Genomic DNA, 23,648 nt, shown 5'->3' on the forward strand with positions numbered 1-23,648 from the left:
GCTCAGTTCCCCTCCGGCCAGAGATAGACGAGACCGATGGTCTCCAGCCGATCTGCCACCACTCCGTAGGACTCGCGGACGCGCTTGGGCCCGGTCTCGATGTCGCTCGTCAGCCGATCGAGCTTCGCCTTCCAGTGCCGCCGGTCCCGCCGCCGCTGCTCCACCTCCTCCACGATCTCGGGCAGAAAGCTCATCTGCCTGTCGTCCGGCTCGGCGTCAGCCTTGGCGATGCGCGCACGCTGATCCTCCAGCAGGCGCTTCAGCGAGGTCGCCTCCGCCTCAGCGATGCTGGCGAGATCCTTCGCCGCCTCGGCCTTGGCCTCTTCGGCACGGGCGCGCAACTCCGGCTCAAGGTCGGTGGCGTCCTGCGCTGCGTATTGGCGTATGCGGTCGACGATCTGTGGTGCAGGAACGCGAGCTGCCCGAAAGGCGTCCTCGAGCTGGACGAGCGTCGCCGCCTCTCGCGTCGGGCCGAAAGGCCTCAACGGCTTCATGCCCCGTCCGGCTTCCGTCCACGCCGCCGTCACCAGGATGATCTCCTCGTGCAGGCGCGCCGCCCCTGGCCCATAGAGCGCCAGCCGGCCGATCACCACGACGCGCGGTTGGGCGCCGGGGCCGATAACAACGCTTGCCCGAGATAGGCCTGACGCGAATCCCTGCGCCAGGAAGCGCGCGAGCAACCTTCGGACAAGCCGATGCTCCAGATGCACCTGAACCACACCTTCGGCATCGACTCCTGCCTCAGTGATTGCAGGCCTGAAGCTGAAGGAGCGAACCGGCGCGTCGCGACGCCAGTCCTTCAGTGTCTCGCCACGCTTACGTCGGCGGACTCGCAGGTCGTCCAGCGCCTCCCCCCAGCCTGCCGTCTGGAAGGCTGCTTCCGACGGATCGAGCCGGAAGGTCGGGATCTCTCCGACTGCGCCGTCCCGGTGCGCATCAAGCGTGGTGCCCGTACGTGTGAGTGCAACCGACATCACCGCCTTGAGGTCGTTGGGGTCGACGCCGACCCGCGCACGCGAGTCCTCCAGGGCGGACCGGAGGTCGTCGAGCTCCTTTGCCTGCCGGGCGCGACGCGCGACTACCGTATCATCCATCTCCTCGACGGCCGTCTTGGTCTGTTCGTCGGGAGTCTCGCCGTCGCCTTCGATCTCACGAGCGAGCCCGCTTGCGCCGCGGATGCCGTCCTGCATGAGCCGCCGATTGATGCGCTCGGCGATGACCTGGCCAGCGGATCCCAACTCGTCCTGGATCCTTTCCGTCTTGCGAACCAGCGCTTGCAGAACAACGTCCTCCTCGCGCTGCTCGTAGATGAAATAGCGGCAGTACACGACCGGAGAGGGCTGCAGCTTGCGGTCGATCCGACCGTTGCGCTGTTCGAGCCGCGCGGGATTCCAGGGCAGATCGACGTGGACAAGGTCATGGCAGCGCATCTGCAAGTTGATACCCTCGCGGGCGGCGTCGGTGCAGATCAGGATTCGCAGCGGGTCTGCCGCCGGATCGCTATTGAACCGGCGCTTCAATTCCTCGCGGCGGTCCGTCGAGGTCGCACCGGTGAAGCAAGCGATCCGATCGTCCGGTGCAAGATCATCGAGCGCTTCCTGGAGCCGCTTCTCCAGCCAGCGTCGGGTGTCCTCATATTCGGTAAAGAGGATGAGGCGGCGCTCGTTCCAGCGCCCCCCAGGCGCCATGTTCTCGCGAATCCATGCGCCAAGCTTAACTACACGCGCATCCGGCTCCTGCGCGTGCCGGCGCGCCACCTTCAGCATCTCGTCGACCATGGCGATGTCGGAGACAGAAGCGATGGCCCTTCCCGCCGCTTCGGCGGCCGCATTCTCCTCCTGATCGAGCAGCAATTCCGCCGCCGCCTCGTCCTGCGGCTCCTCCTCCATCTCGGCGGCCATGCCGATCGCGCTTGCCGCGTAGCTGGTAGTGTCCACCTCAGTTGCGCGCAGCAGTCCCTTGCGATGCACCTCCAATGTCCGTGCGAAGGCAGCAACGGAGGATAGGAGCCGCTGCTGCAGCCCGACCAGCGTCAGCCGCACATATCCGGCCTGCCGGGGAGGCAATCCCTCCGCCTTCGCCCGCACCGCGTCCGCATAGGCGCGCAGCATCGAGGCAAGCAAGAGTTCGGGCGCGCTCTGCGGCAGTTCGGCAATCCGGATAGGCTCAACCTTGCGGAGCGGGAAGCGCTCGCCGAAATGGCGCAGGTCCGACTTGAGCCTTCGAACCATGACCGGATCCAGATCCTTCGGCCGAACCGGCACGCCGCGGGTGAAGCGCTGCGGGTCTAGTATCTCAAGAAGCGCGGAAAAGGAGTTCGAATGACCGTTGTGCGGCGTCGCCGAAAGGAACAGCCGATGTTCGAACCGATCGGCAAGACCCCGCACGACGCGCGTGAACTGGCTCTCGATCGCGTACTTCATCCCGCTCGCAGGCGCTGCGTGATGCGCCTCGTCCAGGATCAGCAGCGAGCGCGGCCGGAAATCGCCGAGCAGATCGCGCAAGCCCGCGACATAGGTCTCGTCCGTCATCAGCGAGTGTGAGAGTATGAAGCGCGAGCCGGACGACCAGGGCTCGGCACCGTATCCACGCTCCCGCCGTAGCACGTTCAGATGATCTCGGTCGACGATGGTGAATGACAGGCCGAACTTGGTCTCCAGTTCGTCTTGCCATTGACGCACCGTGCCGGCAGGTGCGGCGACCAGAACGAAGTCGATGCGGTGTCGCAGAAGCAGTTCCCGGAGGACCAGGCCGGCTTCGATCGTCTTTCCCGCGCCGACATCATCAGCGATCAGCAGGTTCACACGGGGCAGCTTAAGCGCTTTGCGCAGAGGTAGGAGCTGAAAGGCATCGAGATGAATCCCGGCCCTGAACGGCGCCTGGAAGAGCTCTCGGTCTGATGACGTCGCAGTGTTCCAGCGCAGAGTCTTGAGGTACGCCGAGAATACTGAGGGATCATCAGTTCCCTGCTTGGAGATGCGGTCCCAACTCTCCTCACTCAACACTTCGCCGTCGAGTTCAGCATCCCAAAGGACCTCGATCGTCTCGCCTGTGGCGTCATCGTCGATGCAGGCCAGGCGAACCACCGGGAATGTCGGATCTTCCGGTCCATTCTCAACGAGCCAACGGCGCGAGCGGACGCGGACGAACTGTCCAAGTGATGGCGCCATGATCCCCCCTGCTTTTTCAATCAGGCAGGACGAACTAGGGCACCGGCCGCAATTCGTACTACCTACCTCTTCAGTAGAGGCGTAATCTCGAATGGCTACTTAAATCGGGACGAAAATCTCGAGGCAAGCCGAAAAGTCCGCTATTGCTTTGTTCCAGAAGCCGCCCATCCGCTGTCGGCCTAAGGCTGACATGCCTAGGGCGGCAGCTTCGCGCCGCATCTCGGTCGCTCCGGAAGGCAACTGAAAGCGGTGGATCTCACACTGAATCCAACCTAGCAGCAAGGTGGAGCGCTTCCTGCCAGCTCTGCTCAGCGGGCAAAAAAGAGGACCGCTGCCTCCTCTAATCTTGAGTTCCGCGCACTGCCAACCTGGTGAAAAATCTTGCCCGTGTGCTCAACGGCATTTCGCAGCTGCGGAGCAGGATGCTTCCAGTCGCCCCGCACGGGCTCCGCCGCGGCGAAATAGATATCGGCGTCGCCAATGAGTCGCTTGGGATTGCTGTTGTGGATGGAGCCATGATGCGGAAACATGAAAGTGGAGACGGCGTCTAACACGTCGCCGTAATGAGCTTCAAACTCAGCGACCAAGGCAGCATTCCGAAGGGGAGCGTCGCCGGTGCCCAGCCAACCGATCTTCGCGAAAGGCCAGCGTTTTAGGCTGGGCCGTACTAATGTCGCGCCAACCCGGGAAGGATCAGCAGGCCCAGAGTAGAGCGACATGCTTGTCACGTTCTTGTTGCCGAAAGCGTAACGATACGCGTCGCCGAGCACATCGGTGTGCTCGGTCACTAGCCTTCGCCGTTCGTTCATATCAACGATGCGCTTGCGAAAGCTTCCGTCGTCCCATCCTAAGAGGATTTCTACGGTCTCTGCAAAAATGCCTTTCGCGTCTTCGTCAGCTCGCTGCACATAGGGAAGAAGACGCCAGATAAGTTGGAGTCCCTCGCTAGTGGCACCTGCAATGTCGATCGCTCCATCACGAGCATAGAAAGTGTCCTGACCGACGCTTCGAACCTCTGACCGTTCTTCGCCAGCGGACCCAAGTTTCCATGGCAGGTCGTCCGGACCACCGCTGATCGGGTCTGTAAGTGGTGCATCAGGCGTCGGACCGTCGCCATTGTCCATCAGAAGAATTCGACGTGCGCCGAGGTCCTTGAGCGTTCCGACGGTGTCGACGACGAGTTCCACGAAGAAACCATTGACGTGGTCCGCGCGAGTCGCTGCGTGCGCAACAGCGATCACCTTCTCAAGATCGTCTACATAAGGGATGACAACTGTATCGACCCCGAGTTTACCGTCTCCGATCAACGCCGGAACACCCGACACATGATCGGCGTCAAAATGGGAAAGGAACAGGAAGTCGAGTCGACGACTGCCGCTCTGTCGGAGGAGATATGATATTTCGGCTTCAACATTCTTGCGGGGATGAGACCCGCAGTCATAGATGTATAAAAAGTCGCATTTCCCCAACTCCTGTTGTTCCATCCAAGCATGGACTAGAGCAGAATTCGCGGCCAAGCGAGTCAACCCCCCTGCGTGAAAGCCGCCTTGACCGGCGGCGAACTGTATCCGTTGATGACCAAGGAGTATGCCGTTTACCAAGCGCCTCCAGGCTTCTCGATCGTCCCGATTGAGTCGCGTCGATCGGTTGCGGGTTGCGGCATCTAGGTAATTAAGGAACTGATCAGGATTTTCGAGGACCCAGCGTTCGCGCCGCTGCCGATCCTCGGCTAGATCAGACACAGCCTGCTGCGCGATCGGAAATTGACGCCATCTGGCAATGCCGCTGTCGGCAGAAATGGTCCCACGTAGTCGAGCGGCATCAGAGCCGTGCGGATCCACGATTTGTGCGCGTTCAAACTCAAGAAGATCACGCGCATGCGAGCACATCCGCTTCCAACGTTCGAGTTGGATTCCCGCAGGACGTTTAGGTAGATAATTCCACTCGCCCAAAGCAGATCCCCTGGTCTCGGTGCAATATAGCGATCCTGACCTGGGTCAGGTTGGCTGACCACTTGGTCGTGTGGGACATCCGCTACGGCCGGTGCGGCACCAGCGGTTCACCTCATTTCGGAAGTCACCAATTTCACTGCCGTTGAAAGCAGACATCGTCATTGGAGAAATGCTTGGGTTGTGCGACCTCGTCAAGTTGAAACCCTTCGAAACATGGACGCAGCCACCGATTCATTGTTGCACAACTGATCTTGGGATCGCGGATGAGAACGCGAAAGCACAACGGCAGACACTGCTTGCCACTTTATAGATTGGCCAATTGTATATGATACCTTGTTAAACTAGGCCGGAATCGCGGCGGAAAATAACCGGGGAGGCCCCATGACCTATTTCACCGAAAACGACATTTCCCTTAGACTGGTCGGTGCTCCCAATACCGGTTTTCGTCCCGGCCAACTGGGCGCGCTTCATTCCGTGCTAGCTCATTTTTCAGTCTATGACGAACCGGCAATCCTATCCCTGCCAACGGGCTACGGAAAAACCGCGCTCTTGATGGCGCTACCATTTTTGCTGCGAGCGCGTCGCGTTCTAGTCGTGGAGCCCACCAACGCTCTAAGAGCTCAAACGACCAGCCACTTCAATGACCTTTCCGTTCTGCGCCGTCTGGGCGTCATCCGTGCTGACGGCCCCAATCCCGCAGTGACCGGTCAGAAAGGTGCGCCGGCGGACGCCGCCGCCTGGGGTGCGTTGGCTGCACAGGACGTCATTATCTCGACGCCACAAAGCATTTCACCGGTCATCGCCCCCGGCGCGGCTCCAGATCTGTTTGATCTGATCATCTTCGATGAGGCTCATCACGCGCCCGCCGACACCTGGGTCGCCTTCTTGACGCACTATTCTGGTGCACGGTTTGTCTTTCTGACGGCCACGCCCTTTCGTCGCGACCGCAAGATAATTCCGGGTCGCATGGCGTACTGGTATCCGGTCTCTAAAGCCTCAAAGGAGTCGGCGTTCGGGCGGGTCACGTTCACCGCCGCACAGGTGCGCAACGCCAATGATGACGAGGAAATCGACCGATCGGTCGCGCAAACGGCGGTAGCAAAGCTTCGAGCGGATCAGGCGGCTGGCTTCGATCATCGTATCTTCGCGCGGGCGGCAAGCATCGCCGCCGCACGACAACTAGTTGGCGTCTACGAAAGGGCGGGCGCGCGGGTATGCACAATCGACAGCTACGCTTCAAAGCGTACCCAAGACAAAGCCGAGGCGGAACTCATTGCGGGCGAGATCGATGGCGTCGTTTGCGTCGACATGTTCGGCGAAGGATATGATTTTCCCAAACTCAAGATCGCAGCCCTCCACGCGCCGCACCGATCGCTGGTGCCCACGCTGCAATTCATCGGACGCTTCGCGCGAACAAACGATGCACGCACCGGCGACGCCACGCTCGTCGCTCCTCTTGCGAGGTTGAAGGACGCATCGGTCCGTCTTTTTAAAGAGGGCGTCGACATCGCCGAAATGATCGATGACGTGGCTCGTGAGCAGATTGCTGAGGTGGAAGCAGATCGGGACGTTCTCAATCTCCTGAGAATCAGCCGGCAAGCGGATTCCGACTATGACTCCGTAACACCGCTCCTGCTGGAGCTTTATGCGCACACGCAGATCTTCGCATGCCAGGCTCGTCCGGATTTCTCGCTTTTTGGCGAAGTAGTCGGCCGCGACCTTCGGGTGGCGAAGCAATGGACATCAGTAGACGGTTTGGTGACCCTTCTACTCACTGTCGACACGTCGCCGCCCAACTGGGCAACCTCGGATGTTTTGGTGAATGTGCGTCACGACGCGTTTTTGCTGGCGTATAATCAGGCGTCTGGTCTCTGCTTTATCGGATCCACACGTAGGACTCCTCGAATCTATCTGGAGCTGATGCAGACGATTCTGCGGGATCAACATCGTCCGATCAGCTATGAGCACACTCGCCGCGCCCTGAGCGGCCTCACTGGTCTGCGCTTCTACAATGTGGGGCTCAAGAACACGGCTCTGAACTCGCAAGCGGAGTCTTACCGCGTGATGACCGGTCCAGCGGCGGAACGCGCGTTGACCACAGGTGACGGGCGTGCTTACGCGCAAGGACATTTCTTCGGTAGCGGGGTCGGCGGAGACGACGTGCGGGAGACGATCGGCGCCAGCAGCAGTTCTCGCATTTGGTCAAATCAGCGTTTGACCGTGGCGGAGTATCTCGAGTGGATCACCGACCTGAACGGACGTATCGGCGGCGGGGACGGTATCGAAGCATCTCATCTCGATATTGTGCAGCACGCACGGACCCTCGAACGGCTACCGGAGCACGTCATCGCTGCGGGCTGGCACAAACAAGCTTACCGTCTGGCGCCGCGCGTGCGCTGGCGCACCGGTGCTGGAGCGCCTTGGTCTTATGGTGTTGTTACCGACTTTGAGTTCGTCGATTTTCAAATCAACGTGGCCCGAACGTCGATGACCTTCGATCTCGTCTCCGAGGCAATCAATGAGCGATTTCGTTTCAATCTCGGTGGCGGTGCCCTATTCGCGAAGGTGGGCGCCCAGGAGATCGAGATTTTCTCAGGATCTGATGAATGGATGGATCTGGCGACCTGGCTATCGCTCCATCCACCGGTCTTTTATGCAGCGGACAAATCATCGTTCGTCGGGGTAAATCTGATCGGCGCGGCGGCTACAGTTGTTGCCCAACTGCGGGACGGCGATGCGGAGGCCCTCGCCTGGGACAATTGTGCAATCGGGAACGAATTTGGGCCTCTGCGGGATGACGGACAGCTGACTGTCCACGAATGGTTGGAACGGCACCTGGTAGCCACCCCCGGCCTCGTTGCCTTGTTGTATGACCATCGGAGCGGCGAGGCGGCCGACTATGTTGCGATTGTGCGGAATGCAGACGGCACGGTGATTGTCCGGCTCTATCACTGCAAAGGCGCGGGAGGCGCTCCATCTGGAGGACGCGTGGGCGATGTGTACGAGGTCTCGGGCCAGATGTTGAAGTCGATCGCCTATTGTGACGCAGCCGTTCTCACCCAACACATCGAACATCGGATAGATGCTGGTCGTCACCGCCACCCATCGCGCTTTGTGCGCGGCGACTTCAATACGATGAGACAGGTTTTCCAGGACGCCCCTCCTACCGGACTGGCATTTGAGATTTTCGGCGTACAACCTGGTATTTCGAGGGCAATAGTGGATGCCCACCTTGCCGACCTCATGGTGTACGGGTTGGATTATGCGCAGCGTGGTGGCGCCGCCAAGGCCCAGTGGTTGACAAGCGCGTGAGACGCCAAGCGGTGCTGCGCAGGCGCAAGACCCTCGTTGCATGCCATCCTATTCTGCGCGGGAAACCTAATTCAGGTAGCTTCTCGACATAGCCGTCCCGAAAGCAGACCATCGGCTTTCGGCCCACAGCTGCCTGTCCGGAACGCGCCTCAACGCGGCCATTGCGCTGACGACGCTCCATTTCCTGTAAGCGGTCATTGTTCATTGCCGCCCTTGGAGGCCGCTCCGCGAACTGACGCAAACGGGGCACCTAGATGCGTCGAATTTGCCTCTGGACGGTCTGCGGCGGCGACAGTTATTTCGTGATGTCGCGGGTCGACCGTGAACCGCGGATCACTCGTCGCTGTGGCTGGATGACAGCAGGATTCCCAATGACAACTAACGACGAGGCCCCCAGAGCCCCAAGCCCAAAGGCTCTCGAGATTTCGCGAGAAGACCTGTACGAGCAGGTCTGGGCAACACCGATCAACCATCTGGCTGAAAAGTTCGGAGTGTCAGGCTCCTACCTTGCACGTGTTTGTGAAGCACTCAATGTACCCCGTCCACCTGTAGGATATTGGCAGAAAAAGGCGGTTGGGAAGGCTAACCCTCGTCCCGACCTGCCCCCTGCGCTTCCTGGAGATCAACTGAATTGGTCGAAGGACAAGCCCATCGCAGTGCCTGTCAAAAATCGCCTCAGGCGAAAGCCAGGTGGCGCGCTCATGACCAAGACCATCCGATCGGGTCGTCACCCCATGCTGACCGGCGTGGAGGGGCACTTCCGGAAATCGCGCAAGGTCGAAGAGGGCGAGTTCCTAAGGCCTTACAAGTACCTTCTGCCCGACGTTGTTGCCTCGGAAGCATGCTTAGTTCGAGCGCTCGATCTTGCAAACGAGGTCTACACTGCCTTTGATAGAAAGGGACATCGCGTTCTGTTCGCGCCACCCGATCAGAGGATGGGTCGTGTCCACATAGAAGAGCGTGAAGCGCCTGGGAAAGACAGGAAGTACGGGCGCTACTCTACCGGGAGTATCTGGTCGCCACATCGACCGACCATCACCTACATTGAATCTGTGCCCATCGGCCTTGCGCTTACCGAGATGACCGAACGAACCGCCATGCGCTATATCGGTGGAAAGTACGTCCGCGAGGATAGCAAGATGTTAAAGTCGGCCAGATCGTGGCAACTCGCTAACACATGGACGACCGAGCAGGACCTTCCTTGCGGGCGCTTTCGTTTGGTTGCCTATTCTCCCCTTAATGGTGTCGATTGGGTTGAGAGCTGGCAAGAGACTGCCAAGAGTTCGATCAGCGCGATGATCCCGGCAATTGTCCGGAAGTTGGAAAGCTCCAAGGATGAGCTTCAGGCTTTGATGACCGCCGCTGAGGAGGCTGCAGCGCAGCGACAAAGGGAATGGGAAGAAGCCCACGAACGCTACCTTCGTGAGGAAGATCAACGGCGGGTGGAGCAGGCGAGATCAGAGAGCCAGAAGCAACTTTCAGACATTATGGACAGGTGGGCGTCCGCGATGTCGGTTGAACGCTTCTTCCAGGATGCGGAGCGGCGCATAGAACACGTGGATAGCGGACGACGTGCCCAACTAATGGAGCGTCTCGCTCTGGCGAGAGCAATGCTCGGCACAATGGATCCCCTGGATTACCTTGAAAGCTGGCTGGGTCCCGAGGAGCGGTATAAGTCGAAATACAGTTAGAACTGAAGGGGCTGTGAGGTAGCTTGAGGTGATCGAAAAGCCAGGAGGTTCCACCTGGGTCCGGCACGCTGACGCATCGCGCCGACAAGAATGCGTTGGCCAACTGTGACGAACGCTCTTCTATCTGTTTGCATCTGAAAGCCGCATGGAAGCCAAGTCCTGTCACCAGGATACACTGAATACCTGTGCTGAGGCCTAACGCCTGCTGCCAAGTTCGTTGCCCACTTTGATCCAGTTGCCTATCAACGCAGGACAGAGGCGGAGAGCAGGCGGGCGAGGCCTCACAACCTGCAATCAGCGGGAGACCAGATGACGGACAAACGAGGCGCGCAACAGGCATGATGGTCGACACGCAGGTTCTTTCCTACGCCTACAAAGGCCAAGAAGTTGGCCTCGCTGGCGCGCGGATTTCATCGGTAGCCGCCCACGAGTTCCTGGAGCTGTACGAGCCCAGTTCGCCGACGAGCTTTCGCTATTACATCAAGTATCGTTCCGGCCGGCATCTCGGCGTGCCATCGGAAGCGCCAGCGCAATGGAAGAGCGGTGGTTTAGAACGTTTGGTATTCGACTTCGGAAGCGACTACCCAACGCTTGTCGAATTCAACAGCCGAGCCACGGCAGCGATCATCAACGACCGCAACAGCCCTGCATTCAACCATCTCGTTTCTTCTCTCGACAAATCCCTGCAGAAAAAGCTCCGGCCGCGCTTCGTGTTCCTATGCGAGCACGTCGAAGAATGCGTACCGTTGGTTTCTCAGACAGCTGAGATGGGGATTGACCTGTTGTGGAATTTTGTCCAGCGTCACAACGTCAAATCCAACTTCCGCAACTCGGTGAACGACATGATGATCCTTGCGACGGCAATTGCCGGCGGGGAGCACCTTTTGACTCGCGATGACCTGTTGGCTCGCTTTGCAGCGGCACAACACGGGGCGCCTGTAAGGGAGTTTAGCCCAGGCCTGATTGAAATCGACTTCGCACGCGAGCCAGTGGCTGTTAAGCGCCGACCCAGGGAGAGCAAGGGCTATATCAATCGTGGTTGGCGCATCGCTATCCAAACGGGGCGTCGCCCCCCTCAGGCATGACGTGGTTTCATCGCGCTGCGGGCGATAGGCCCATTGGGCGAATGCCTCAGGTCGCCTTCCGGTCGAGCTAAGGAACATCTGAAACGGCGCCCTTCGTCGGGGTTCTCGGTCCGCATCCCGCCGACGGCGGCGCTATGCTGATGCTACGTACGGCCGCAATATTGAACCGGTCTCAGGGCCACGATCTTTTCTCTAGCACCAAAATGGCTTGGTCCTATTTCGCACTTCCGCTTTGTACGACCTTGATTGATTTGTGGGGAGAAAGGGAGTGCGGCCCTCTATTCCAGCAATCCGTGACCGCGTCAGCGCCGCCCGGCCGACCGCTTGATGAGCCCGAAGCGAAGGCGCTCTACACCAGTGATGGCAGCGACGCGCGGGGACAGGACCGGCTCTTCGAGGTAAAGGACTGGCTGCGGGCCAGGCCACGAGCCCCGGATGAGACATGCTGAACCAGCAGATGACGTGAAGTCGGCTCTCTATTCTGTTGTACCTTGTATGTAGTTGAGGATAAGTCTCGACAGCAGAACTGGCGGCCAGATCTGGGGGGAAACGTGAATATTCAATCGGGCATCGACGACCCTAACGGCGTCATCGCGCAAGTCGCCTATTTCACTACGAAGGAATTTGACAGGTCACTGAGCAGAGCCTTTCTGGGAGGTGGACAGCAACAGAAGAAGGCCATCAAGGTCAAAACGATCCTCGGCAGCCTGCGCGACCCAAATCCTTTTGTTGGCGTTCCACTTACCAATCATGGTGAAACCCGCGTCCAGAATGCCGTTAAGTACGATCTTGGCGATGGCTGGCGCCTGATCACCCAGCAAACGGACAAGACGTGCCTTTTCCTGTTTGTCGGAGATCATGAAGACGCCGACAAATGGCTGGACGGGCAGAAGGGGATGAAGCCTGCTGTCAGGGACCTCAGGGCTGTTCTTGTGCCTGGTTCAGGCCAGCAAGTGGTTCACGCCAACTCATTTCGCGCCGACCATCACGACAAGCCCCTTGTCGAGCGACTGGACGCCGACGCTATGGACCACGTACTGGACGGGCTCCCGCGCAGTGTGGCGAGGAAGCTCGAGGCACTGGATGCACGTTCAAGCACCAGCGATCTTGATGGAGTGGTCGCCGGGATTCCAGATGCAGGAAAAGCAGAACTCGTTCATGCCGTTTTCAATCTGCTGCTTTCTGGCAATTATGAGGGTGCACAGGCTCATGTCGATCTGAGTATGGGTCGCATCGGGCTGCTGGACGATGTCGACGAAGCCGAGATGCTCGAGGTGGCCGACGGCGAGGATATTCGCCGTCTGCGCATTGGATCGCCAGAATATGAGGCTTGGCTAGCATCCTTCGAGAAGCGCTCCAGTTGGCACGAATGGTTCTTGTACCTCCATCCCGAGCAGGAGAATGTCGTAATGGCCGACTATGCCGGCGTCTCTCAGCTCTCCGGAGTTTCAGGGTCGGGAAAGACCTGTGTCGCCGTTCGCCGTGCACTCCGTCTGGCGGAGGCGGCGGATTCGAAAGTGCTTCTTCTTACGCTTAACCGTAGCTTGGCCGGTCTCCTGCGCCAGCTTGTTGACGCTGCCTGCAGCAATGACGCCGCCCGGGGCCGTATTGAGGTCACGTCATTCTTCGAACTCGCCCAGCGTCTTCTCCATCAATTCGAGCCGGACAATGATCGTCATTATGTGGATGTGACCTGGAAATCCAATGAACATGTCGATCTGGTTTTCCGCGAATACTATCGCCAATGGCTGAACAATGATTCTGCGAAGGTGCTTCTGCCCTTGCACAAGTCGATGACCGCTCGGGGCGTTGGCGGTGAGGCCTATCTTCGTGACGAGTTTGACTGGATTCGTAGCGCCGTCACGCCGCATTCTCGCTCGTCATACCTCGGTCTCGAACGAAAGGGACGCAAGTTCCCGATCGCGGCTGATCGTCGTTCGGATATCCTTAAGGGTCTGGACGGGTGGGAGCAGAAGATGCGCGATGTCGGTGTCGTCGACTATCTGGGCCTTACCTCGGCTCTTGCGAGGCATCTGGATGCCGTACAGCCGCGTTATACGAATGTCCTTGTCGACGAGGCCCAGGATTTCGGTAGTACCGAGCTTCAGATTATCAGAAAGCTCGTCGAAAAAGGGCCGAACGATATCTTTCTTTGCGGCGATATCGCACAAACCATACTGCCGAAGCATCGTTCCCTTCCGGACTTGGGCCTTGTCGGTATCACGCGCGAGCGAATTAAAAAGAATTATCGAAACAGCCGGGAAATTCTGAAAGCGGCTTATGAGGTGCTGAGCAATAATCTTAACGATGAAATGCTGGACAGCGACGACCTAGAGATACTTGACCCTCAGTTCGCAAATTTCAGCGGCCCCGTGCCAATGGCTCTCGCGGCAGATACGCTGGAGCACGAGGTCGCGTATGCGCGTGCATATGCCGCCACTGCTCTGCAGAACTATGCCAAAACAGTTTGCATTGCATTTGCGGGACTATCGAGTCGAGACGTCAAGGGCTTTGCCGAGAAGTGCAATGTCACTTCGCTCGATGGTGCCTATGACCCTAGTTCTGATCGTCTGGTGTTTTGTGATCTTGAGCAGACCAAGGGCTACGAGTTCGATTCGCTCATCATTCTGAACTGCAGAAGGGGCATCCTCCCGCCGCATGATGTTCCGGAAGAGGAAGCCTATCGTGCTTCCTGCAAACTCTACGTCGCCATGACACGCGCAAGACGGGAGCTGATCCTGTCGTTCAATGGCGAGGCGAGTCCATGGATCGCGGAAGTGAGGGACACTATTGGAACAGCTCTCTGGAGCGAGTTCGAGATTTTGGATTCGAGTCTCTTGCAAGGCGTCCCTGAACTTCTTCCCGAGATAGAGCCGGACAAAGAAATTGATGATGTCGGAAAGCTAACGGGGCTGCAGTTCATTTATACGGCCAAGGGGTTGGGACTATCGCCAGAGGCGCAGGACAAACTTATCGACCTTGTAGATGGTCGTGGCTTGCGTGCCGCAGGCGGCGTTCGACGGTTGAGATGGCAAAACATGCGATCACTGATTACGGATCTGAATGAAAGCCGGCTTCATGATTTGCAGTTTGGCCCGAATGTGGCAGCCGAACTCCGACAACTCGGAAGCCTCCTGCCTTGAGCGTAAGTCTGAAGGCCTTTTCTCCCGCGACGCTCAACCCCGGGGAACATGAAATGGAGCGTCCATGCCTTCTCGCTTATCGCGCGTGGTCAGTATTCGGGTTTGGATGACGGCCCTTTCTTTCCGGGTAATCTGTTGTTCCGTCGGAAACGTCCTAACAGTCATGTCCCATTCCGTGTCCGCTCGTGGCACCGACCCCAATGCGTCCTGCCCCCAAATTCTAAAGCCATTGCTTGCCAAACCGTCCCTCGAGTGCAGCCAATTTGGTCGGAAGATGGTCATCTGCGGTGGTCAGACCGAGATACATCGCGGCGCGCGTCGCTCCTACATAAAGGTACTTTTCGAACAGATCGGGTTGGCGCTGCGCGAGCCGGTCGATGCCGAGGAAAAAGACCGCCTCAAATTCCAAACCTTTGATGTGACGCACGTCGAACACGCGCACATCGTTCTCCTGCCCGGCCATTTCACCGAATGGACAAGGAACAGCGCGAATGTTGCTCGATGCAAGCGCATCGTTCAGCGCCACAGCCATCGGGATAACCTCCTCTTCATCGCTGACCAGGATTGCGATGCTCGGCACTTGGCCACTCAGGCGTTCAAGCTCGACTATTCGGTCCTTCAACCAGGACGCGCAGGCGAGGCGATCTCCCAGTTTGACGCCGAGAGCGGGGTCGAATCCGTCATTGTTGACGCGCTGCGGCAACTGCGCCTCGGGGACATCGGGTGATGAAAGCTGCGCAATGGCCCGCGCCAACTCATTCAACTGCCGGCTGTGGCGATAAGTGATGTTGACGGAACGAACCTCGAAATCTGGGAATACCCACCTCAGGTCGTCATCCGAACGGCTTCCCCATTCCGTGATGCGCTGATTGAAATCGCCGCAGGCGACAAAAGAACGGGCCGCCGGATCGCACAACGCCGCCATGCAGGCAAGTTGCACCGGCGAGAAATCTGTCGCTTCATCCACCAGGATTTGCGTGCGGTTCAGTGACAGAACGGGCGCCAACGCGGCATGGCGGCCCTGGGCGTGCCCGCGTGCAATCCGCCGATCCGCAAGCAATGTGCGGGCGGAGTTGAGGATGGCGAGCAAAATTAAATCGACCTCCAGCGGGTGCAGGTCGGTCGCCGCAATCGGATCACGACGGTACCAGCGGCCTTCTGTCTGACGTTCGCGACGAAAGCGTCGATACCGTGCGCCTACCCCGTCAACAAGACGCCGTTCGGCATTCAGGAAACGCCGCGCTGCCGTTTGCAGAAGGAGATCGGTCCCGATTGTGCGCAAAGCGTCCTGCGTCAGGCTACGGTCGCCAAACCAATCGACAAGTCGGCCGTTTCGCGATTGCTTTCCGAGCGATCGTCCACTGGCCGCTGCACGCGCTTTGGCACGCAAGGCGCGGTATAATGCTTCCACAGCAGCTTCGCGGCCAAGCTTGATCTGCCGGGTCTCTTCTTCATCCTCCTCGTCAGGATCTTCGTTATCATCGCTTTCTGTTAGCGTTCCGACGAACGCGACAAGCGCATCAAGAAAACCAGCGTCTGCCCGAAGCGCCTGCCTCGCCGCCGCGTTTAGCGCCTCGTCGGTTTTCCTCTTCAATCCGCCGATCAGCGCCTGAAGCTCGTCCGCCATAGCCGCTATGGAAATTAAGGCGCCCGGATGGTGGCCAGAAACGGACGACGGAAGTGCTTCCCGGAGACGCGCGCCAAGACGCTTTACATCTGCCGAGCCATCGGCGGCCAGAATGTCGGCGTTCGCTTTCAGTTCCCTCCAAAACAGGCCGAGCTGCCAAGCCTCAAAATCCTCGAACCACGCCCGCTGCGCCGCTACCGTCTCCGGCAACAGAAATGGCAACGCATCCTTCATCACGAACGAGCCGCCCCCGGCAGCGGAGCGTAGGACACCGAAGCGGTTCCGGGCAAGCTCGCGCCGGTAGTCGTCCCAAGTCTGAATACGCTCATCAGGTGCCGGGATAAGCTCCTTCGCGAAGGCTTCCTTCACATACCGCCGCAACAACGTGGTTGGGGTGAACATCAGCCAGCTCGTCTCGTGTTGGGCTTCGCCCGACGTTGTCTCGCCGATCACATCCCGCTCTTCCTCAGGAAGGCTTTCCAAATCGATCTTCTGTCCAAGACGCTTGATAAGCGTGGTCGTTTTCCCAGTGCCGGGCGGCCCAAGGATCACAAGGCGCGTATCAATGGGGAGACGGAATATCTCATCCTGATACTCGTCTAGAACCTTAAGATCACGGAGCGCCATCCTGGTAATGACATCGCGTTTGCGACCCTCAAAAACGACGGCCGCAGCCCTGTCGCTCGCCAGTGCGGCCTCAAGGATATCAAGCTCTTCTTCGGCGACACCCATGCCCCGCAGCAACTCGCGAAGCGAAACGACCGTAAACGCCGCAAAATCCTTGCCTTCAACGAAGGTGTTGAGTGAGTCCCAGATACCGCCCACCTCCTTGGCGTACAGCGTTGACTTCTCGAGCACCGTGAATGTTTGAGATCCGGGACCCAGGATGCTTCCTCCAATGGGAAGCGCAGCGATTCGACCAAAGGGGAGATGGTAGCCGACAGCAATGCTTCCGTCCGAAGGCGTCCGGTGCGGGATCGCCCGGGAAACGAAGACGAACCTGCGGGCGCCATCTTCGTCCCGCGCCACCACACGGGAAAAAGCTGGCTCTGCCAACAGCGCAATAAGCGCGCGCCGCAATTGATCAGAGTTCTGGCTCACGCGGCGAACCGCAGGGCCGTCTGTAAAGGCGTTTAGTGAAGCCAAGGCGTTGGCGGGTGACGGACTACCCTCACCAAGTTTCTCCCGAACCCGGTCTGCCGTCTCCTCAAAGTGCCGCAGCGTATGTTCTGCAATCGGCACAGCGCGTTCCGACTGGCTGGGGGGCGCCGTCACCACGGAAACTGTCTTTTTCTTGTTCAAGATCTTGCGTCCTTCTCCAGTCTGTCTTCCTTCCCGGACTTAAAGCATCTTAGACAAATATTCCCCTCTGCATGAAGGGAGATTGAAGGTATTTTCGGAGTGCAAGCCTTGGCGGTATTGCAGGCCGGCCTTTGCAGGCCGACCCGCATCGACATGATGAACCATGTGACTTTGGGTCCCCGGCGTGACGGCCAAAGACCCAGCCCTTTCACATTCAGGCTCAGCGCAAACTCCGCAAGCGCGGACGCACCGCGAAGACCGCCTTAAACTTCGAGCCGGCACCGACCACCTCGATATCGGAGCCATCAAGCTCCGAAAGATGTCCGAAAACCGTACATAGAAACATCCCGGCGCAGTCTCACTAGGACTTCGACTTGATTTCGTGAGATGAAGAAGAATGGCGGATCCGGATTTCAATGACGATGGTTATGACACCAAGACCGACATGGTCCCGGAGTTCTTCAATTTCATCCGAAGCTTACGCGCAGATGATCTTGTGGCTGAGATCTTGCAGAACGAGATCGACGCGGGCAGCACGCATACGGTCCTAGACTTCGGCGCCGACCGGCTCATCGGCAGCGGCAATGGCGCACCGGTCGATGCGGACGGCTGGAAGCGCCTCACTTATCTCCGCGGCGCGGGCGATGAGGTGCCGCAGAAAAAAGGGCTCATTGGCATCAAGAATCACGGCCTCAAGGCGTGCTTCACGATCGGCGATTCGATCCACATCCGATCGGGCAAGCTTAGGACCCATCAGACACTCTACAGATATGGGGAGAACAAACCGCCCAAACCCGGTGCGCGCCGCGTGCCAATTGCGGATCCCGACGGACCGGACGTAGGTTGCGCCATCGAGATTCCATACCGGCGCCGGCAACTGGTTTCGAAATCGGGCGAGCGGACGATCCTCGAAGTGCCGAGCGAGGCGGATATCGACGCATTGTTCACTGACGCGGCTTCGTCCCTGGCACAGCGGTTCATCGGCACCCTGCGGCCGGACATCCGGCCGCACTATGTCATCGAGCTCAGGCATCACCGGCTCGGCACGAAGCGCTTCTTCTTCTCGACCACAAGGGCGCTCGACAAGGGCAAGTTCCAGGTCTTTTCACGTAGCTGCGAGATAAGCGGACCTGATGGCGATAGCGCACTTCGAGAGCGGGTCGCCACGCGCACGATCGGACGCCCCCAAGGGGCTCAGCATGACGTTCCGGCTTTCTATGCCCGCAAGGCACGCCTCGCCATCGAGGTGGCCTGGGCGGAGACCCTGCGGGGGCGGATTGTTGCCGGCCGCGGCGAGCTCAGATATCCGATCGGCTATGTGCTGGGCGGCCCCTCCTCCTCAAGCGGCTTTGCGGCCCATTATTCCGCGCCGTTCGCCTCCGATACGGAGCGGCATGGCCTCGCCGACCAGTCGAAGGTCTGGAACACACATCTCGTCAATGGCTGCGACGCGCTTCTCGTCGAGGCCATTTCGTGGCTGCTCAGCCGCTCGGATTTGCTACCACTCGATCTCCTGGGCGCCGACTTCGCGCCGGACGAGCGGCTCGCCCCGCTGGTCGTGGCGCTCGCGCAAAGCCGCGCGCTCCCGAGCATCGCGCCGCGCGCTAGACAAGGCGCGGCCACGAACAAGACGCGCCGCCGCTGGACGCGGATATTGATCCCGAGCACGCAGACACGTCCCGGCGTCCATTCACACGCCCTGGCGGATGTGGCGCCTCCCGAAGAATGGCTGCTGGCGGCCGCGACGCCGGAGCGGATCCGCTCGCTCCTGCTCGACCGGAATCTTGCCGGCTGGCTAGAAAACCGGATCAGCTTCGACGAGACCGACGCTGCCGAGCGACTGAGGCCGCTTGATGCGGAAGACGGAGGCTATTTTCCTTGGGCGAGCGACGCAGAGCGCCGTCGGGGTTTGTCGAACCTTCCTCTGGTTCGGCGCCATCTCGACGCCTTGCTCGAAGGCGATCCGATCCCTTCGCCGGCCCAGGACCTCGAGCTCCCCAACACAAATGGCATCACGACGCCGATGTCGCAGATGGGCCTGGCCTCTGAACTTCCTACCGATCTGCCAGGCGTCAGCCTGCCGCCCATCGTTCATCCCGACCTTTCCGCGCATCCGATCTTTAGATCGCACAATTGGCTGCGGCCGCATTTCGGATTTCCGGAACTGGTCGAGACCCTGGCCGCTGCTCCAATCGGCGCGACGGTCGCCAAAGGGCTTTTCGCGTGGCTGGTTCGCAACCCCGCGGGATTCCCGAAAAAGGCTTGGCCCGCGATCAAGAAGCTGCCGATTTGGCCGGATGCCAGCGGCATGCCGGGACCGCTCGGCAGATTGTGCGAGCCCAAGAGCGGCGGGGCCGCCCGGGTCGTCGTGAGCGCGCTAGCGCGCCCGCATGCTGACATTGCGAAGCTTCGGACCGCGCTGGCGCACAGACGGCTGGGCCTTACCGTTCGCAACGAGCCCAGCGAGGCGGAAGTCTCGAACTGGCTGGCCGCCACCCTCACTGATCTGCCAGAGGGACTGGTGCTCGATGCTGAGGAAATGTTGCGGTTTCGCAAGTTCGAGCGCGATTTGGAAGCCATCGCCAAATCAACAAGCGCGCGAGTCCTGGCCGCGAGCGACGCACCGCCGGCCTTGGCGCTCGATGGTACGCTTAGAGCACGATCGGACCTGGTCTCACCGACGCCGGCGGTGGGGCGGTTGTCCCTAGTGGGCGAGCATGTCGCCGCTAGCCGCTCCGACGCACTCGCGAAGATCTGGCCGATGCGCGCCGCCCCGACCGCGGCGATGTTGCGCGCGGCGCTTGCCGCGGACCTGGCCAACCAGCCTGCATTGCTGGGCCGGCTCAAGGCGCTCGCCGACGTTGCCGATGGCTATGATCTCGGGATCGGCCAGCTTGCGTGCATTCCGCTAGGCGGCGACTTTGCCGCGCCTGTGGCGCTCGCCTTCAAGGGCAACAGGGGTGACTATTGGGGCGATTACCGGCGGCAGATCAGCGGCAAGAATCTCGCGCCAAACGACCAGGCCCTTTATCGCCGCGCCGGCGTGTTGCCGGCCGAGCCCAATACGGAGAGCTCACGCGCGTTCTTCGCCTGGCTGCGCGAGGGCGAGCGGCAAATCGAACCGCACTTACCGCAGATCGTACGCCATTTCGCGCATGAGAGTGGGCCGACGAGCTGGTGGGGCATTTATGAGAACGAGCCCTGCCTTCCCGTCGACAGCGCGCGCGGCCTCGAGCTTGTCAGCTACCGTACAGCTACGAGGGGCCGCTCGGTTTTCGTGAAGGATTTCCCAGCGCTTGCGCGGACCATCCTGGACGATCCAGGATCGCTCATGCTCGCGATCGACAAGCATGAGCAGGTGATTTCCTCGATCACTCAAATCCTGCTGGGCCAGGGTGTGCGATCACTTCGACATGTCGCGGGCGAGCCCGCCAAGGTGACGGGGTCCGATTCCGTGCCGGCACCGACTTGGGTTCAGGAGATCGTCACGACGCTTAAGTCCCGGCGTATCGCCAGGACGCTCGAAAAGCGGCTCGACCATTATCAGGTCGACAGGAAGTATATTCATGCGCACTGGCCCAGCCGTCTTTCCGGCATCGCGAGCGTCATGTGCGCGAGGAGGGTTGTTGCGACCTACAAGATCGGTCAGCGCGAAATCGCGACGGAGATCGACCATGCATTCGACGAGGCTGCGGGCATACTGTGGCTCAAGCTTGAGCCTGACGACCGACGGAGCAGCGTCGAGAGCGCCCTGTTTATGGCGATCGCGGAACGAATTTTCGTGCAAAGCGCTCCTCTTTGGTGCGGCCCAACCCTGGCCGCGGCGCTCAACACCGACATCGTCGAGGCCAAGGCCGCAGCCGAGCAAAAGCTCGACTTCGAGGAGCCATTGGAAGCGGATGAAAAACCGCTGGATGAGGACGAGCCGATCGGTGAGGTCGAGCCGGAGGAAGCGCCGATCGGCCATTATAACTGGACGCCGGACCCGGCCCGGAACGTTCCCCATCCCGCTCCCCTGACGGAAAAACACGGCAAGTCCGAACCTGAAAAGCCCGCCGAGCGCGACAAGAACAGGAAACGCGAACGCGCGGCGGTCCCGGGGGAGGAAGACCAGATCAGGGATTTGAAGCAGAACCATTACGCGTTTCACTGCCAAATCTCGCTTGCATCGCACGCGCCGGCCAAGCTGGCGCCGGCCGGAAGCTATGTGGAGCTGGCTGAGAATCGCGCCAAGATGATCGACGCGCATCATGCCGATTATGCCGGGGCCTCTGGCGCACGCCATGCCGGCAATCTGCTCATCCTGTCCCACGTCGAGCATCACAAGGTTGGACGACAGCTGAGCCGCGAGCAGGTGCGCGCGGCGCTACGAGATGCGCGGCCTCGTCAGGTAGTCTTCGGCAAAGGCAGGCAACGCAAAACGGTCGAGGGCGTCGTGGCCGATGTTCTTGTCGCTGCGACTGGGGAGATCATCTCGATCTTCTTCACTTTGGACCATAGGGACTATTGGCTTCGATAGTCCTCAGCGCCAAACAAATCGGGCGGGAGCCGAGCTCAAGCGCTACCTGTCGGGCAGGAGCCGGGCGACGTCGCCACGCTGCTTGAGAATGACGCGATCTACGTTGAGCGGCTGCTCGGCGCCTTCTTCCGCGCATCGGCCCCCTTCCCGCGTATGACCTCGGACATCCGGCGATGTTCGAAGCGGCTGCGGTGCAAAGGTCCGACGAGAATCTGCGGATCACGGTCGATTTTTAGAGATCGCTCCCCCGCTCAACTTCGGCTGTGGCCACGGATCCAGCTCTGCGATGACGGCTTTCGACCTTGCCCGAAAGCAGACAGGCCACTTATGGCCCTATTTCGGTCAACAACGAACATAGTTTGGAGGAGATACCAATAAATGATCGCATCGTGTGCCGATGCATTCCCCGGTGCTTCGGTGATACAGGCGGATATATCGGTTCGATCGTACCCGCGCGCGAGGGCGGGGTTGACTGGTCGCCGGCTTGCCATTGAGGGCAGCGCCGGTCCGCGCGCGAGGCTCGCAAATTTTTATCGGGGTATGCGGGTTTTTCCGGGTTCGACCGTTTCTTTGGGGTGCCGGCCGCCAGACCCCCCGGTCGGTCCGGATCATTGAGCCGCGCAACACCGCACATCTGCTTAGCCGGGTTTCGGCTTTGCCCCGGGGATCGCAACGCTGGTTGTTGGCAGGCTCATCTGCGCGTTCGTTTGGGCATAGCGCGGCTCTCACCGCTTAGGCCAGGTGCCTCATCATCAAGCCCGGCTTCGACCGGGCTTTGCCGTTTCATCGGCACGTCGCAAGCGGTATGTTTGTACCCTTTTGTTTACTTTGTTGACACGACCACTTGACATGTACCTTTTGCGTACCTTATCTCTTGTACACATTGTCTTTAGGGAAAGGGTACAGGTCATGTTCACGCCTACAACAGTCATCAAAACCCGCGTCGTGCCTTGCCGCGCATCCTTCAACCGTCACGGATATCGCGCCGTTGTCGAGCTTCCGACGCGAGCCCTGGCGGAATTGTCGTTCTACGGAAACGACGGGCGCAAGGTCCGCGCAGAAGCGATTGCCTGGGTACATGCCGAAGCGGAGCGCCAGGCGCGCATTTACGGAACCGCATGGCGTTCCGTCGCCGACAGCAAGCGCGTTGCCTGGGGAGATTGAGCATGTTCACCCATGAGCAATACGTCCGATCGGTAGCCGATATCGTCGCGGCTTCGGCCAGTGCAGACGATGCGGCCAGGCTCTCGGGCATCAAGCTGGTTTTCGGCGCTGGCGAGGCCGGTTTGCGCGGCGTCACTTATTACAGCAAGTGGCAGAATGGCGAAGCTCCCGCAGCGCCATTTGTCGAGGTCTGCGCCTTCGGCAAGGAAAGCGATTGCCAGCTAGCGGGCACGACCATTCATGAGCTTGGCCACGTCGTCGCTGGCTTCGAGGCCGGCCACGGCAAAGCCTGGAAAGACGCATGCCAGCGGCTCGGTCTTCGGCACTGCCACGCGGCCGGCCATCAGTACCGCTGGGCAGACTTCACGCCGGCCATCCGCCTTGCCATCAACGCGTTGCCGAAGCCAAACGACGGCGCTCCCGTTGCTGTTCTGACGAACCGCTTCGGCCGTACCGTCTCGTTTAAACCATGTCCGGCCGGCATCGGTTCGCATGGTGGCAAATCGCGCGGTGCCGGCTCCGGCAGCCGCTTGCGCCTATTCGAATGCGCGTGTGTTCCGGCCGTCAAAGCCAGGGTCGCCCGCGATACGTTCTCGGCCACATGCGGTTGCTGCCAATCGCAATTTCATATCGTCGCCAGATGAAAGGGCAGCCGCCTCGCTGGCAACGGCGCGGCATCCCGT

At 59.9% G+C, this 23,648-nt stretch carries 10 protein-coding genes; 7 read left to right on the forward strand and 3 right to left on the reverse strand.

Annotated features, from left to right (window positions below):
* Nucleotides 1-2: 2 nt before the first annotated feature.
* Nucleotides 3-3,170: a DISARM system SNF2-like helicase DrmD gene (drmD, locus tag AC1DYC_RS19020; protein WP_477408927.1), complete on the reverse strand. Its 3,168-nt coding sequence runs from the start codon at nucleotides 3,168-3,170 to the stop codon at nucleotides 3-5.
* A gap of 308 nt (nucleotides 3,171-3,478) precedes the next feature.
* Nucleotides 3,479-5,122, reverse strand: coding sequence for an MBL fold metallo-hydrolase (locus AC1DYC_RS19025; RefSeq protein ID WP_477408929.1), 1,644 nt, complete (start codon nucleotides 5,120-5,122; stop codon nucleotides 3,479-3,481).
* Between the two features lie 381 nt (nucleotides 5,123-5,503).
* Here AC1DYC_RS19025 and AC1DYC_RS19030 point away from each other — a divergent pair, with 381 nt between their 5' ends.
* The 4 genes from AC1DYC_RS19030 to AC1DYC_RS19045 all read left to right on the forward strand — a co-directional run bounded on the left by AC1DYC_RS19030 (nucleotide 5,504) and on the right by AC1DYC_RS19045 (nucleotide 14,353).
* Entirely contained in the window at nucleotides 5,504-8,434 is a 2,931-nt protein-coding gene (locus AC1DYC_RS19030; protein WP_477408931.1) for a DEAD/DEAH box helicase, read from the forward strand.
* 701 nt (nucleotides 8,435-9,135) lie between these two features.
* Complete coding sequence (locus tag AC1DYC_RS19035; protein ID WP_477408933.1) at nucleotides 9,136-10,125, forward strand: hypothetical protein; 990 nt, start codon at nucleotides 9,136-9,138, stop codon at nucleotides 10,123-10,125.
* A 338-nt stretch (nucleotides 10,126-10,463) separates the two neighbouring features.
* Nucleotides 10,464-11,210: a hypothetical protein gene (locus AC1DYC_RS19040; RefSeq protein ID WP_477408934.1), complete on the forward strand. Its 747-nt coding sequence runs from the start codon at nucleotides 10,464-10,466 to the stop codon at nucleotides 11,208-11,210.
* 551 nt (nucleotides 11,211-11,761) lie between these two features.
* The gene (locus tag AC1DYC_RS19045; protein WP_477408936.1) at nucleotides 11,762-14,353 is read left to right on the forward strand and encodes a UvrD-helicase domain-containing protein; all 2,592 of its coding nucleotides are present in this window, start codon (nucleotides 11,762-11,764) and stop codon (nucleotides 14,351-14,353) included.
* 220 nt (nucleotides 14,354-14,573) lie between these two features.
* Here the strand turns inward: AC1DYC_RS19045 and AC1DYC_RS19050 are convergent, their stop codons facing one another.
* Nucleotides 14,574-17,282: an ATP-binding domain-containing protein gene (locus AC1DYC_RS19050; protein WP_477408938.1), complete on the reverse strand. Its 2,709-nt coding sequence runs from the start codon at nucleotides 17,280-17,282 to the stop codon at nucleotides 14,574-14,576.
* A gap of 397 nt (nucleotides 17,283-17,679) precedes the next feature.
* On the opposite strand from AC1DYC_RS19050, the gene AC1DYC_RS19055 reads away from it, so the two are divergent.
* From AC1DYC_RS19055 to AC1DYC_RS19065, 3 genes are all read left to right on the forward strand, one after another.
* Entirely contained in the window at nucleotides 17,680-21,801 is a 4,122-nt protein-coding gene (locus AC1DYC_RS19055) for a hypothetical protein (protein ID WP_477408940.1), read from the forward strand.
* An 849-nt stretch (nucleotides 21,802-22,650) separates the two neighbouring features.
* Nucleotides 22,651-22,965: a hypothetical protein gene (locus AC1DYC_RS19060; RefSeq protein WP_477408942.1), complete on the forward strand. Its 315-nt coding sequence runs from the start codon at nucleotides 22,651-22,653 to the stop codon at nucleotides 22,963-22,965.
* A 2-nt stretch (nucleotides 22,966-22,967) separates the two neighbouring features.
* Entirely contained in the window at nucleotides 22,968-23,609 is a 642-nt protein-coding gene (locus AC1DYC_RS19065; protein WP_477408944.1) for a hypothetical protein, read from the forward strand.
* Nucleotides 23,610-23,648: the final 39 nt, after the last annotated feature.

Source organism: Mesorhizobium sp. P2_E7 (assembly GCF_056403855.1).

Coding starts and splice junctions, on each gene's coding strand:
- drmD (WP_477408927.1), bottom strand. CDS start 3,170: ATGGCGCCATCACTTGGACAGTTCGTCCGCGTCCGCTCGCGCCGTTGG.
- AC1DYC_RS19030 (WP_477408931.1), top strand. CDS start 5,504: ATGACCTATTTCACCGAAAACGACATTTCCCTTAGACTGGTCGGTGCT.
- AC1DYC_RS19035 (WP_477408933.1), top strand. CDS start 9,136: ATGACCAAGACCATCCGATCGGGTCGTCACCCCATGCTGACCGGCGTG.
- AC1DYC_RS19040 (WP_477408934.1), top strand. CDS start 10,464: ATGATGGTCGACACGCAGGTTCTTTCCTACGCCTACAAAGGCCAAGAA.
- AC1DYC_RS19055 (WP_477408940.1), top strand. CDS start 17,680: ATGGCGGATCCGGATTTCAATGACGATGGTTATGACACCAAGACCGAC.
- AC1DYC_RS19060 (WP_477408942.1), top strand. CDS start 22,651: ATGTACCTTTTGCGTACCTTATCTCTTGTACACATTGTCTTTAGGGAA.
- AC1DYC_RS19065 (WP_477408944.1), top strand. CDS start 22,968: ATGTTCACCCATGAGCAATACGTCCGATCGGTAGCCGATATCGTCGCG.